Source organism: Microcoleus sp. PH2017_28_MFU_U_A, assembly GCF_020738035.1.
In the GTDB taxonomy this organism is placed as follows: Bacteria; Cyanobacteriota; Cyanobacteriia; order Cyanobacteriales; family Microcoleaceae; genus Microcoleus.
On record NZ_JAEQCX010000069.1, the window covers coordinates 1 to 14,387 of the forward strand.

The window sequence follows — 14,387 nt, forward strand, 5'->3', positions numbered from 1 at the left end:
CGTGACAAGCACCAAGTCACTGAGGAGCCGTGTGAAGAGAAATTTTCACGCACGGTTTTGGAGAGCGGCGGCTCTCGTGAGAGGGTCGCCGACTTTAATGAATCTTTCACAGCTTTGCGAATACGTCTACGGTGTTCAGCAATGCTAGCTTTCCAACTACCGCTTCTGCGATCGGGTTGAAATTGCCACTTCAGCAAGTGCAGGATAATTACCACAAGATTACTTTCCAAACTCCTGCGTTCACTTCGGCCCATGTCTTCTATTTCTTCAATCAAGTTTTCCCAATCGATATTTGAGTAGTCGCGAGCCCGCAACTTTTCCACAGTGGTTTCAATCCATCTGAGGTAATCGGTATCATACAATTTATGTCGGTCAACTTCTAATTTTGTTGTCATAAGCTGTTCCTAATTCAACAATTTGGACACTTTCATTGCTGACGCATGGGGAGCAAGAAACCCGGTTTCTACGAGTTTTGGGTCGAGTCACAAGAAATCTAGTCAGAAACCGGGTTTCTGAGGTCTGCGTGCATCAAACTCTTGTGGGGTGGGCTTCTCGCCCGCCCTCAAAATAAAAATTAAATCCACAACAGCTTAACAACTACCAATTAACAAATCAACAAATATGGCGGTAGGAATCAAAAGGCAGTCCCGTCCGCCGCTTGACATCAACAACTGATTTGTACGCGCCTTTGCTTTGCCTTTCTCTAACTATTTTTTCAGCCACAACCCCATCTAAACCGCTTTCGATCAACTCTTCGGGCGAAAGAATGTTTAACCGCTTCCAAGTAAACTGCGATTCTTTTTGATAATTGTAGCTAAAGCAAATCATCGGGGCGATGCGTCTGACGTGACTTTCGGGAACTCCGGCGATTTCCGATAACTCTTCGGCGTGGGTAAAAAGGTAGCCTTCGTTTTGCAAAGATTCAATATCGTTAGCGTAGACGATCGGCAAACCCAAGATTCTGACCATATCATCTTTGGTACACTCGTTAATATCTATTTTGCCGCGCACGTTGGCTAGTTCTTCGGCATTTGTCGCAGTTGCAGGAACCAGCAAGCCTCTGGGTGCGGTTTTGATCAGATAGCGCTTTTTCAAAGCAAAGGCTGTGACAATTTGAGCTATCCAAACGAGGGTGCCGAAATTAGCTGAAGAAGATAGCGCTAGTGCTGCTAAAGTAAAGCAAACACCCCATCCCATCCAACTGCGAATATTTGTTTTTTGCCCTGCATAGACGATCGCCAATCCGCCAAAATACGGAATAAAAGAATACCACACCCAGTTTGGAGTTTGACGCAGCCAGTATAAATCTTGAGACACTTTAGTTCTATCCTCGCTCGACTTTAGATTTCAATACGGTTCACTTAAAAATGTTTCTTCCCCGGAGATCCCCCTAAATCCCCCTTAAGAAGGGGGACGAAAGAGAATATCTTGTCCCCCCCTTTGCAAGGGGGGTTAGGGGGGATCTCCGGGCTTAACTGAAGCGTATTGGTTTATATTTGACTCTTGTGTAAATCCCAGCCTTTTGATAGTGGCTTCCCTTCTTCCTTCTTCCTTCTTCCTTCTTCCTTCTTAACTACAATTCCCGCAGCAGTTTTTGGCGTTTTTCTTCATATTCTTCGGCGGTAATTGCGCCCATATCGTAAAGTCCTTTCAATTCTGCGATCGCCCCTGTGACATCTTTTGCCCCTCTGAGGGCATACCCAGACGGCAACATTCCGCCATTGTACTGTGCATTAAAAGCTGGTTCCGACATCAGCAGCAGCCCAATGAAATCGAAAAATGCGATCAGTGAGGGAATTAATGTCCACGAAAAGAGCAAATAGAATACTCCTGCTACATTGTTGCCCAAATAAAATTTGTGACCTCCGAAACCTCCGATAAAGAAAGCTAACACAACTGCTACGGTTTTATCTTTTACCATTTTTCCCTTTCCCCAGTTTTTTATTTTAACGAACGCGATAGACAACGAATGCGATCGAGGCAAGCAATATTACTAATTCTAATTTTTACTCATTTATTTGGGTTTTTGCGAAACTTGGACATCGCAAAATACAGCAGAACTATACCGGCTTGAGCCTGTAGAATGACTGAGTAGCCTCTCAAGAAATAATTGAGTTCGCTACCGGAATTGACAGAAAATATTAAAATGCCTAGGGCTGCGTAGGGTGCGAAACGCATCCAACTTGGCGTTCTCTCTAACTTGTGGCTGTTGAAATTGCTCATTGGTTTGAAACCTCATCCTTACTTAAATTTAACATAAAAATTAGCAGAATGGTCACGCTCGGTTGGGTGCGATCGCCCGGGCTAACCTGACATCGATCGACCTACAAGATATTACTTCAATGTTAAAGCAAGTTTTTCCGTTAAAGTCAGCGACCGGGCGATCGCGAATTTCTACCTCAGCAGACGATGCAGGTAGATGTCACAAAAACCCGGTTTATTCACAATTATTTACAACCGCCCCAATTAACCCGCGCCACCGCCCAAAAGAAACAGACTCAGGAGAGTTCCGCTATTCCAAAGACTGTGGAGAAGCATGGGGGCGAGGAGATTGCGCGATCGCGTGTACACAAACCCCAACACCGCGCCCAAAGTCGCCAAAGGCAGAATCTCAGAGACACTCAAGTGAGCCACTGCAAACAAAAAAGCCGAAGCTGCGATCGCCCCGGAAACAGGCAAATAGCGAGTCAGAGAAGGCAGTAGAAAGCCCCGAAACACGATTTCCTCAAAAACCGGAGCGGCGATCGCAGCAGTGCCGAAAAACACCGCCAGAGCCACGTTGTCCCTACCTTCAAGGACGATCGGCAAAATCGGATTGCTGCCGCCTTGTCCCTGCCATAATTGTTGATTGATCAGCGACACCACAACCACCAAAGGCAAAGCCACAAAATAGCCGCCAAACCCCCACAAAAACCAATTTCCCCGCCAATCTATCCGAAACCAACCATCAGGTAAAGGTAGAAAAGACTTGACCGAAAAATACAGTACCGAAAGCCCGCCAGCCGACAGCAACAAATAAGTAGCAAAGATATAAAAAGCCTTTTCGCGCCCGTCAAAAGTAGCAGGGTTCAGCTTAAGAACAGCTAGAGAAACTGGCAGCAAAAAATAGGGAATCAAGATTTGCCCGACAAAGAAAAAGCCGACCACCAGCACCTGCCAAACAATCTCGCCATCCCAAGGCACATCCCAAGTCAAGCTGGCATTGCGCGCCAACAGTGGCCCCGAACCTGCCTTATCTAACTGCTGGCGCTGCAACAGCCACTGCACGCTCAAACCAACCAGCAAAACCGTGCCGATACAAAGAGATATAGCCGGAACGCCAACAACAATTGCCAACTTTTCTATAGCTTGCTCAGCCGTTACTTGCTCTGCTGCTTGCAGCGCCACCAGCTCTTTAGAACGTTCTTGCAGCTTGTAAAGTTGTGCTAGAGCGCGATAGCGAAACCACCCATCCAAAGACTTTTGAATGCGCGGCTCAGCATCCGGCAAAAGTTGAGGCGGATTGCTCCAAATTCCCGTTAAAACCTGAGCAGTTACCACGGAAGGATCGGCATCAATTTCAGTTTTGTACCGCGTAACTAAACCCTGCCAAGTTTGGATCGCCTCCTTCGTTTTGCCGCTGCTTGCCTGCAAAACTCCCAATCGCAAGTCAAGTTCGTTTAGCAGCGCTGACTGTTGGCTTGTCAACTCTTGCACAGCCTTTTGTTGTGCCGATTTGAGAGCAGAATTTTCCGACTTTGAGACGAGAGTCGGCGGAATTTGTTTGAATTGTGCTTGAGTTGTTTCGAGAGTTTTTTGAGTCGAATCTCGCGCGTCTTTATACTGCGTTAAAGCCGTATTTAGAGGATCGGAACCGATAATATTGTTGCGCGCCGAACTTAAATTAGCACCCTGATTATTTTCTCCTTGCCACTCCGAGGCGTGCAGCAGCAAATTTGTCTGATAGAGTTCCAGCCGGCTTTGGATTTGGGGTTCACTCCAACTAGCAAGTAAAGATAAACCGACCAGAGCGATCGCGATCGCCGTTAAAATACCTAAAATTATCCGCTTCAGTGTCATTCCTGGTTTTCCGTCCCGCGCAAATCTGTGTCTAACTCTTTCCCATCTTTAATCATAGGTCGTTGCAGCCGAGAGTATCCCGCCACCTGGTAAAATTTCACTGGTTAATCTTTTTGACTCGCCTCGCACCCGAAGACTGGGTAAGGTACGCACCAGCACCCACGGACTCAGTAACAGGCTAAATCTAAAATCTAAAATCTAAAATCTAAAATCGAATGACCCGCATTATCTTAGTCCGTCACGGCAAAAGCACATACAATCAAGAACGTCGCATCCAAGGCCGCCTTGATAAATCAATTTTGACAGAAGCAGGCCGCGCCGGCGCAAAGCAAGTAGGCGACATCCTGAGCAGTATCACCTTTGATGCCGCCTATACAAGTCCCCTGCAACGAGCCAAAGAAACAGCCGAAATCATCCTGTCGCGCTTGACAAATCCGCCACAACTCCAGCCAACTGATAAATTGATGGAAATCGATTTGCCATTGTGGGAAGGAATGCTGCGTCAAGAGGCGATCGACCAATTCCCCGAAGCATATCAGCAATGGCAACAACATCCCGACAAATTTTCCATGAAAATCCCCTCCCCCGAAGGAGAAATCGAACACTTTCCGGTACTAGCCGTTTTTGCTAGCGCCCGCAAGTTTTGGAAAGAACTTTTATCACGCCACACTTCTGGCACAATTCTAGTAGTAGGTCACAACGGAATCAACCGCGCCCTAATCGCCACAGCTTCAGAAATCGCCCCAGATTACTATCAATCAATTCAACAATCAAATTGCGGAATTAGTGTCATCAATTTGGGATCTGCCGATGAACAAACAGAGTCCAACAATAAAATTGCTGTTCAATTAGAATCGCTGAATTTAACCGCCCATACCGGAGAAATCTTCCCCAAACCGAGGGACGGACACAGCGGCCCGCGCTTGTTGCTAGTGCGTCACGGCGAAACAGACTGGAATAGAGCAGGTAAATTTCAAGGACAAATAGACGTACCACTCAACGACAACGGCCGCGAACAAGCTCGACAAGCCGCAGAATTTCTTAAGGATGTAAAATTAGATTTTGCCATCAGCAGTTCCATGCTGCGCCCGAAAGAAACTGCCGAAATTATTCTCAAATATCACGGCGATTTGCAACTCGAACTCCGCGACGAATTGCGCGAAATTAGCCACGGACTTTGGGAAGGAAAATTTGAATCAGAAATAGAAGCATCCTATCCAGGTTTGCTCGAAGAATGGAAAATATCTCCCGAAAAAGTGCAAATGCCAGAAGGAGAAAATTTAGAGCAAGTTTGGACAAGGGCGATCGCAGCGTGGCGAGAAATTGTAAAATCAGTTAGCGGCACAGGAATTGTAGTTGCCCACGATGCCGTCAACAAAGCCCTCCTCTGCCACCTATTCAATTTAGAACCCGAACATTTCTGGAAATTCAAACAAGGAAACGGCGCCGTTAGCGTAATAGATTATCCCCACGGCCCCGATGGTTTGCCAGTATTGCAGGCGATGAATATCACAACTCATTTAAGTGGCGGTGTTTTCGATCAAACAGCAGCCGGAGCACTGTAATTTTTCAGGTGTTAACTTAAGTCTAAAATCCTTGATTAATCTCGCTCTTCGTCGAGTCTCGATCCCCCTAACCCCCCTTAAGAAGGGGGGGGATAAGAGCCTTATCAAAGTCCTCAGACTATCCGGGGGCTGCAAGAGTGCTTCCGGTTCCCCCCTTCTTAAGGGGGAGTAGGCAGGGTGGTTTTATAGTCATCATAGAAATAGGTACGTAGTTGGGCTTGGGCCCTCTTTAGACGTATTTATAAAGAGGGCCCAAGCCCAACTACGTACCTTGATTAATATGACAGTTGCGTCTAATACGCCACCCGACGTTTGAGCAATGCTTTCAGTAGTTTCAGATTTATTTTTCGGACAATAAAACCGCCCTGCTTCTTAAGAGGGAGTAGGGGGCAAGAATGCGGGGGGATCGAAGGCCTAATTATCAAACAGTAGATTGATAGCACGTTTAAAGCTTAAGTTAACACGAATACCAATACCCTCCCCCACGCTTCGCCGGACAAAAGTCTGAATTTTAATAGCAACCACGAAACATCAATTGCAGAAACCCTTGCCTTTCTTCCCTCTTGCTTCGCGTCCTTAGCGTCTTCGCGGTTCGTTCTTCCCTCTTCCTTCTTCCCTCTTCCCTCTTCCCTCTTCCCTCTTCCTTCTTCCTTCTTCCTTCTTCCCTCTTCCTTCTATATGAATCGCGAACTGCTACAAAACATAAGAGTAATCGATCCAATTTCAAAGATCGATCGCACCGCTGACATTCTAATTACCGAAAATCAGATCGCAGCAATCCAAGAAAACATCACCGAAATTCCCGCCGACACAGAAGTCCGGGATTGCCGAGGCCTAATTTTAGGGCCAGGATTAGCCGATATCTACAGTCATAGCGGAGAACCGGGTTTTGAGGAACGAGAAACCCTAGAATCCTTAATGCAGGCGGCGGCGGCTGGCGGTTTTACCCGCCTAGCAATTTTGCCCGATACATCCCCACCTGTGGACAACTTGGCCGGTTTAGCCTTGTTGCAACAACACATCCGCAATTTATCGCCCTCCCTACCCCGCTTGTATTTTTGGGGCGCGCTGACAGCGGGCGTTAAAGGGCAGCAGATGGCCGAGTTGGGGGAGCTTGCCTCCTCTCCAATAGTAGGGTTTGCGGACGGTTTCCCGCTGTCTAATCCGGCTCTGGTGAGGCGTTTGCTTGAGTATATCCAGCCCTTGCATAAGTCGATCGCCTTGTGGCCGTGCGATCGCACTTTAGCCGGAAATGGCGCCGCGCGGGAAGGTGCAGTCTCCGTGCGCTTGGGTTTACCAGGAATTCCCGCAAGTGCAGAAACATCGGCTTTGGCGGCAATCCTGGAGTTAGTGGCATCTGGGGGAACAAGAGTGCACATCATGCGCGTTTCAACCGCCCGAAGCGTGGAATTGATTCGAGATGCCAAAGCGCGGGATTTACCGGTGACTGCGAGTGTAACTTGGATGCACTTGCTGTTAAATGTCGGCGCAATCTCAGGAAACTCTCAAGATTCCGCTGGCAAAAATGCTCTAACTGCTTCGGTTCCCTACGATCCGAATTTACACCTCGAACCGCCGTTAGGCAATCTGAGCGACCAATTAGCCTTAATTCAAGCTGTGAAAGATGGGGTGATTGATGCGATCGCGATCGACCACAATCCGCGTACTTACGAAGAAAAAACCGTGGCTTTTGCGGATAGTCCCCCAGGGGCGATCGGCTTGGAATTAGCGCTACCTCTGTTATGGCACGGACTCGTAGAAACTGGTGAATTTTCCGCTTTAGAACTGTGGCGAGTGTTGAGTACAGGCCCCGCCGTTTGTCTCGGTCAAACCCCCGCGAAGGTGGCACTGGGAGCCTCTGCTGAGCTGATTTTGTTCGACCCGCTCATGACTTGGACGGTTGAAGGGCGCAGTCTGAAATCGCGATCGGCAAACACACCTTGGTTGGGACAGCAAATAGCCGGAAAAGTTCTACAAACTTGGGTTTAAGGGCAATACGCTTGGCTTAGGATTTGTCCTTCGAGAGGAACGAAGCAATCGAGCGTATCTGTTTTTCACTCTCATTTTGCCGATCGGACTTTATAATCCCAAGCGTATTGGGATTTAAAGACTAAACTCCGAACGATCAAACCGCATTTGATAGGACTAATAAACAATCAAAAAAAATCCGACTTACCCTCAGTTAATAGTGACTGCATTTCCTGAGAACGTTTCAGGTAATTCTGTGCTACGCGATCGAGCGGATTTTTGCGAACGCACTCAGCAAACAGTTGTGCCGCTTCCTTATGTTTGCTCGCACTATAGTTCCACAAAGCCTCTATAAATATATTAAAAGTTGCTAACTTGCCATCTTTAACTTCCGGCGGATCGGCATCAAATACTTCATGAATCGTCACCAACTCAGATTTGCCTTTAACTCTAACTCGACCAATATTTCTGATTGCATATTTTTGGTATTCACTTACATTTAACTGTAAAAAAGTATTGTTAGTAATTAACATCGATACCCCGTAACTTTTCGTCATCGTTTCCACGCGGGAAGCTAAATTCACCGCATCGCTAATCACCGTACTATCCATCCTCGTTGTTCCCCCAACAGTTCCCAGCATCAGGTTGCCCGTATTGATACCGATCCCAATTTTAATCGGTGCAAAGCCCTCATTAACGCGGTGTTGATTGTAATCGTCGAGACGGTGTAGCATAGAAATTCCAGCATTCACAGCATCGCTGGCACTGTGACCGAACAAAGCCATAATTGCATCGCCAATGTATTTATCAATAAAACCGTTATTTTCAATAATCGTTGGCTCCATGCGGCTCAAATAAGAATTAATAAACTTGAAATTTTCCTGAGGAGTCATTCCCTCAGAAAGAGTCGTAAAATCCCGAATATCAGAAAACAAGACAGACATTTCCTTTTCCACGCTGTCGCCGAGTTTGATATCAACCAAGCTTTCACGGCTTAGTAGCGAGACAAATTCATTCGGCACAAACCGTCTGGCAGCCTTAGTTAATTGTGATTGCAGTTCCAAGGCTATTTCTAACCTCTCATTCACTTTTCGCAGTTCGGCATTTTGTGCTGCTAGTTTTTTATCCTGACTGTAGCTGTGAACGGCTTCTGTCACGGTCAATTTCAAGTCTTCAGTTTGCCAAGGCTTGCCGATATAGCGGTAGAGTTTCGCGTGCTTGATCGCACTTCCCACAGCTTCAATTGTCGCCTGCCCTGTTAGCATCACCTTGAGAGTTTTGGGAGAAATTTCATGAACCCGCCTCAATAATTCATCTCCTTTCATATCAGGCATCACGTAGTCGGAGATAATTAAAGGAATCTCTTCTCCGTCTTCCATAAGTTCGGCAACTAACTCTAGAGCATCCTCACCTCCTTCCGCAATTTCAATCCGGTAAGTATTGCCTAAAGCATCTTTTAATTCAGCTTTGAGGCTTTTCAGAACCGTAGTTTCGTCATCGACGCAAATAATCACTTGTTTGCTCATAGCGATAAAGCCGTTTTAATGGTTTCAATTAACTCTTCTTCCGACCAAGGTTTGTGCAAGCAACGGTGCAAATCAGCTTCGTCAAATGCTCTTTGAACAGCATCTTCATCTGCTTGACCTGTCAGCATCACTTTAACTATATTCGGAAATTTTTGATGAACGCGAATTAGGAATTCATCTCCTTTCATTCCCGGCATCAACCAATCAGAAACAATCAAGATGATCGCTGTATCATCATCATTAAATTCATCTATCAATTCTAAAGCATCGGCGGGATTTTCCGCTAATTCATAAACGTAGGTATTGCCAAAGGCTGATTTGAGTTGAGTTTTGAGACTTTTCAAAACTACTTTTTCGTCGTCAACGCACAGGATAACAGGTTTAGACATACTTTTTTATTCTCAGCCGTTCTTTGTTTGCCATTGAGTGTATCCTCTAGTTTGTTGGGCAGGCACTGTCCCCAAAAAAACGCATAACGCAAGTTGCAGAAGCGATAAGAGCAATGCCTACCCTCAAAGAGGTTATCCGGGATTGACGGGTATAGAAACGGTAAAAGTCGTTTTGCCAGGAACCGATGCAACTTCGATTGTACCGCGATGTTTTTCAATGATTTTTCTGACAATATCAAGCCCTAAACCTGTGCCTTCTCCCGGTGGCTTAGTTGTGAAGAAAGGCTGGAATATTTTCGAGATAACTTCTTCAGGAATTCCCTTACCGCTATCCGTGACAGCCACTTTGACACGATTGCTTTCTTGAAAAACATCCAGAGTTAATGTACCTTTATTATCCATCGCTTGCAGGGCATTGTGGATGAGATTTGTCCACACCTGATTTAGTTGATCGGGGTAGCAGAGTACAGGTTCAATTTCTTGGAAGTTTCGCAATACTTCTACCCCGTGTTTCAAGTTGTTTTGATAAAGGGTAAGTACGGTTTCTATGCCGTCAACTAAATCCGATTGAATCATCACTTCTGAAGAGTCGTGTCGGGCATAATTTTTTAGAGCAAAGACGACTTTTGATGCTCGATCCGTTGCGGTATTAATTGTTTGGGTGCCTCGCTGGATTTCTGTGAGTTTGTAAGCCATGTCTAAGATTAGCTCGCGATCGGGTTTTTGCAACAGAGACATAAAGTCATCCGCTTCATAAATCCCCATATCTACTAAGGTGTCCGCGATATCATCGGCTTCGTCAATATTTTCATCTTCTAGTTGACCGACCAAAGTTCGCTTTAATTTCCTTTCTTCTTTGGCTGTCAAAGTTATATCTTTTTGCAGCGATTGATTTAATAACATGAAGAAGTTATCGGCTTCTTCGGGAGAAAACGATTGAAAAAGTTCGGGCAAGTTGGAGAGGGTTTGTCCCAAGAATTTGCTCATATTTCCGGCACTCGAACGGATCGCACCCAGCGGAGTATTTAGTTCGTGGGCAACTCCCGCTACTAATTGTCCTAAAGCAGCCATTTTTTCTGAATGAACTAACTCTTGTTGGGTAGTTTGTAGGTCTTCTAATGCTGTTCTAAGTTCTTGGGTTCTTTCGGTAACTTGAACTTCGAGAGTGCGGTTGTATTCGGCTACTAATTTTTCGGATTCTTTGCGTTGGGTAATGTCGGTAAAAGCTGCGATTGCATAATTCACCTTTCCTTTGTCATCATAAATTGGCGTTCCCCAAACTTCGAGCGGAATAGTCCTGTTTGGCTGGTGAATTTCTATATCGTCAGCATTGACACTTGCCCCTCGAAAAGCACACACTATCGGGTCTTTTTCTTGAGGGTATATTTCCCCGCTATCGGCGAGATAAATTTGATATACCTCTCCAATTTCAGCAGATTTCATATCGTCAACCATGTCTTTACCAAGCAAGGATTGAGCCCGAGAATTAACGTAGTAGGGTTTACCGCTGGGTTCTGCTACAAATATCCCCACCGGCACGGCTTCTAAAATTTGGTTGAGTCGGCTTTTACTCTCGGATAATTCAGCATTCAAACTTTGCATTTCCTCAAAAGAAAATTGCAGTTGTTGTGCCATAGTTTGAAATGAGTTAGCAAGTTCGCCAACTTCATCATTCCGGTTTATTTCTACAGTTTTCCCCCACTGACCTTTGGTAATATTTTTTGCTGCTTCATTTAAGTGTAAAATTGGTTTTGTCACCCATCTAGCTGTTAGTATACCGACAATTATAGCTGCCGCCAAAGCTGCAATACACAGCAAAACAGTAGTTTTGTTGTTGGTATTAATTTGTTCCAAGAAATCTGATTCGGGAATAATTACTACAATCAGCCAGTTCAAACCTTTGTCATCTTTTAGGGGCGTAACTTGCATGAATTGTAGCTGGTCTTTAATCTTTAACCTAAGCTGTTGGTTTTGCTGAATGTTGTTGAGGTTACCAAAATGTTCTTGCAGGTATTTAGTAGTGAGGCTGATGGTGGCGTTTTGGCTGGCAGTTGCCTGAATTCTTTCTGTCTCTTCACCTTTGATTAAATATACTGGATCTTGCGTTGATGTTGTAATTAATTCACCCGATCGCTCAATAATAAACGTTTGACCAGATTTGCCAATTTTTAACTTTTGGAGGAACTCGTTAACTCGCGAAAATAGTAAGTCAGTGCCTAAAATTGCCTGCAACTGCCCCGATTCGTCGTATAACGGTTGCGCCGCTGTAATTCCCAATCCTTTGCTGGTAAAGTCGGCGTAAATTTTGCTCCAAGTTGCCGTTTGTGCTTCGGTTGCTGCTGTGTACCAGGGACGAACTCGCGGGTCAAATTTAGGTTTTACTTTAACTAAGTTCGTTGGTTCGCCGCGGTTGTTAGCAGCATAATAATTCATGTTGCCGTCTGTAAGCTCGGTGCGTTCTTGCAATAAAAAGTTTCCCTCATTAGTGCGCCTCGCGGCAATAAAATCTCCGCCTGGAGTGGCAATATACGTAACGCTTACTGTGTCAAAAGTTTGCAGTTGCTTCCAGAAGTGGCGCTGTATTTGCGGAATGTTTTGCAAGTTGAGATCCCCCAGCTCAAAAGCATTGGCTTTGAATTGATTTAGTTGGTGGGGAAATGCCATGTATGCTTGGATTCTTTCGGAGATGCGATCGCTAATTTCTTCCTGCAATTTGGTAGCAACTTCGTTAACAGCTTGCTGTCCATTGCGAAATGACAAATACCCCACAACTCCGACTGCTGCGAATATTTGCACCACGAATGGAACTACCAGAACTGTTCGCAAAGGGAGGGAGCGAACTGCTTTTACCACTAATCTGCCAGCAGATTTGGTTGGTTGTAAAAATTTGATGTTTGAAGGAGTAGTCATGCTTGGAAAAACTTGTTGCTTAGAAAACACTTTCTGGATTTAATTAGTTGCACCCAACAAGTTATGATTTGTTATCCCAGCACCCTGATTGTGAATTTGGCCTTGCTGTAGTGCACGCAAGCGATTTTTGCTGTATTATAGCAAGCAAATCGTCCGGCAACAGCGATCGCCCCATCTAATACTTCTTGATTGACTTTAGTTACAGGTACTACTGTAGGTGGCCGACATCCACCTTAAAAATTTGGATGCCTACTCGCAAGCATCGCCAGACAGTATTTCCTGTTTCCTCAGTGCTGTCAAAAAAATGATGCTGTAAATACGCAGGCAGTTATCCTGGCGATCGCGCATACAGAAAAAAGCAGACATCCTTTAGATTTGCTATCACGATCGCAGTTTATTTGACAAAACGAATCAAAGGAAAACAACTGTAATTAATTTTACAACCAAATAGAGTGAATATCCGGATTATTTGGGAATTTGTTGCAGTTCCAGTCCTCGACGCAGAACTTCTAGATGTAGGGTGTGGCGTGCATCACCTTACTTGCGGCTATGAGTAGCGTGTAAAATCACTTTTTAGGCTGAGTCCTAAGTTATTAAATTGTAAATACGAGCTGATCGGCAGCTTTGCCCCCGATGGCTCGCAGGAAAAATAAATATATCCTTGCCCCCCCCTAAAGCTACAATTTTTGCTATAAAAACCGGAAAAACGTAATTATGTAAAAGGGAACTTGGGAGCGGATATCTGGATTTTTAGTGCAAAACAAACACTAAATATTCCGGATTTTTGACCTGAGAGCTGAAATAAAGATATTCATCTTTGGGAACACATACATTAGCAATTTGTCTTAATTGTTTAAGCCAATTGGCTTAAATTTTCCTTCTTCAGGTCGCTGACAACAAAAAAGTGCGATCGCTCTGGGCGTGAAATCTACCTAATACAAAATAATATCGAGACTCGTGCGATGCGTGCAAGTGCGATCGCCAGACTCAAGCAAAAAATTAGCACATCTCATGGTATAATCCTTTGTAATTGGCGATTTCACGTCGGGAAACACATCCGCCAAGCAAACAACTTCCACCGCCCAAAGCCCCCATAGTTCGATCGATAGTCTCATCGCCAGAGACGATATTTTGACCCACCAAGCCCAAAAAAAGGGCAAATACATGACTGCTGTTGTTCCTTCGTGGAATTCCCCACCAGAAAACCTGACATTAGACATCAACGAAATTCATGTTTGGCGCGTCTCTCTGGCTCAAGCGGCATCTTGCGTGCGGACTTTAGCAGAGACTCTCTCTACCGACGAACAGACAAAAGCAGAGCGTTTTCACTTTCCAAAAGATCGATCGCAATTTATTGTGACTCGCGGTGCGCTGAGAGAAATTCTGAGTCGCTACCTGCACATAAATCCCAGCCATCTAAGCTTTGAATACAACCCCTACGGCAAACCCTCTCTCATCGTCGCCCAAAGTGGAGATACCCTGCGTTTCAATTTGTCTCACTCTCACGAACTTGGGCTAATTGCCATTACCAAAAATCGAGATATTGGCGTCGATATTGAACGAATAAATCCCAACTTTCCCTGTCTAGAGATTGCTGAAAAGTTTTTTTCACCATTAGAAAACACCGTGCTGCGTTCTCTATCCAAAAATCTCCAAAACCACGCTTTTTTTGCCTGCTGGACTCGGAAAGAAGCCTACATCAAAGCAGTCGGAAAAGGATTATCTATTCCCCTGAATGAGTTTGATGTGACCCTCACACCAGGAGAACCCGCAGCACTATTAAATGTTGAACAAAACCCCGAAGAATCATCGAAATGGTCTTTAATTGAATTAATTCCCTGTTCAGATATCGTCGGGGCTGTTGCGGTTGCAGGAGATTGCTCGAAACTTCATTGTTGGCAATGGACAGCGAAGTTTTGAGCTATGATTCGTAGTGAACAATGCGAGTCCTTCTAAAAAGGTTCGCAGTG

12 protein-coding genes are annotated in these 14,387 nt (G+C 45.2%); 3 read left to right on the top strand and 9 right to left on the bottom strand.

Annotation, left to right across the window (positions count from 1 at the left end; all coding sequences use genetic code 11):
* From JGK14_RS16925 to JGK14_RS16945, 5 genes are all read right to left on the bottom strand, one after another.
* A partial coding sequence (locus JGK14_RS16925; protein WP_293325838.1) for a DUF29 domain-containing protein occupies positions 1–395 on the bottom strand: 395 nt, incomplete at its 3' end.
* Between the two features lie 217 nt (positions 396–612).
* Positions 613–1,317, bottom strand: a complete 705-nt coding sequence (locus JGK14_RS16930; protein ID WP_325315295.1) for a helix-hairpin-helix domain-containing protein — start codon at positions 1,315–1,317, stop codon at positions 613–615.
* Between the two features lie 256 nt (positions 1,318–1,573).
* Entirely contained in the window at positions 1,574–1,921 is a 348-nt protein-coding gene (locus JGK14_RS16935) for an NINE protein (protein ID WP_293178075.1), read from the bottom strand.
* A gap of 89 nt (positions 1,922–2,010) precedes the next feature.
* On the bottom strand, positions 2,011–2,223 hold the full coding sequence (locus JGK14_RS16940; protein ID WP_293178072.1) for a hypothetical protein: 213 nt from the start codon (positions 2,221–2,223) through the stop codon (positions 2,011–2,013).
* A 243-nt stretch (positions 2,224–2,466) separates the two neighbouring features.
* On the bottom strand, positions 2,467–4,059 hold the full coding sequence (locus tag JGK14_RS16945) for a type II CAAX endopeptidase family protein (RefSeq protein WP_293325841.1): 1,593 nt from the start codon (positions 4,057–4,059) through the stop codon (positions 2,467–2,469).
* A 215-nt stretch (positions 4,060–4,274) separates the two neighbouring features.
* Here JGK14_RS16945 and JGK14_RS16950 point away from each other — a divergent pair, with 215 nt between their 5' ends.
* Positions 4,275–5,624: a histidine phosphatase family protein gene (locus tag JGK14_RS16950; RefSeq protein ID WP_293178066.1), complete on the top strand. Its 1,350-nt coding sequence runs from the start codon at positions 4,275–4,277 to the stop codon at positions 5,622–5,624.
* A 678-nt stretch (positions 5,625–6,302) separates the two neighbouring features.
* A complete protein-coding gene (locus JGK14_RS16955) occupies positions 6,303–7,613 on the top strand; it encodes a dihydroorotase (protein ID WP_293196683.1) in 1,311 nt (436 codons plus the stop codon).
* A 167-nt stretch (positions 7,614–7,780) separates the two neighbouring features.
* Here the strand turns inward: JGK14_RS16955 and JGK14_RS16960 are convergent, their stop codons facing one another.
* The 4 genes from JGK14_RS16960 to JGK14_RS16975 all read right to left on the bottom strand — a co-directional run bounded on the left by JGK14_RS16960 (position 7,781) and on the right by JGK14_RS16975 (position 13,583).
* A complete protein-coding gene (locus JGK14_RS16960; protein ID WP_293178061.1) occupies positions 7,781–9,118 on the bottom strand; it encodes an adenylate/guanylate cyclase domain-containing protein in 1,338 nt (445 codons plus the stop codon).
* Positions 9,115–9,507 (bottom strand): response regulator, encoded by a 393-nt coding sequence (locus tag JGK14_RS16965; protein WP_293178059.1) that lies wholly within the window; start codon positions 9,505–9,507, stop codon positions 9,115–9,117. The genes JGK14_RS16960 and JGK14_RS16965 overlap by 4 nt, the downstream gene beginning before the upstream one ends.
* Before the next feature lie 132 nt (positions 9,508–9,639).
* Entirely contained in the window at positions 9,640–12,417 is a 2,778-nt protein-coding gene (locus tag JGK14_RS16970; RefSeq protein WP_293325844.1) for a HAMP domain-containing sensor histidine kinase, read from the bottom strand.
* A gap of 932 nt (positions 12,418–13,349) precedes the next feature.
* Positions 13,350–13,583 (bottom strand): hypothetical protein, encoded by a 234-nt coding sequence (locus JGK14_RS16975; RefSeq protein ID WP_293211308.1) that lies wholly within the window; start codon positions 13,581–13,583, stop codon positions 13,350–13,352.
* Here JGK14_RS16975 and JGK14_RS16980 point away from each other — a divergent pair.
* The gene (locus JGK14_RS16980) at positions 13,582–14,337 is read left to right on the top strand and encodes a 4'-phosphopantetheinyl transferase family protein (RefSeq protein WP_293211305.1); all 756 of its coding nucleotides are present in this window, start codon (positions 13,582–13,584) and stop codon (positions 14,335–14,337) included. The two genes, JGK14_RS16975 and JGK14_RS16980, sit on opposite strands and share 2 nt — an antisense overlap.
* Positions 14,338–14,387: the final 50 nt, after the last annotated feature.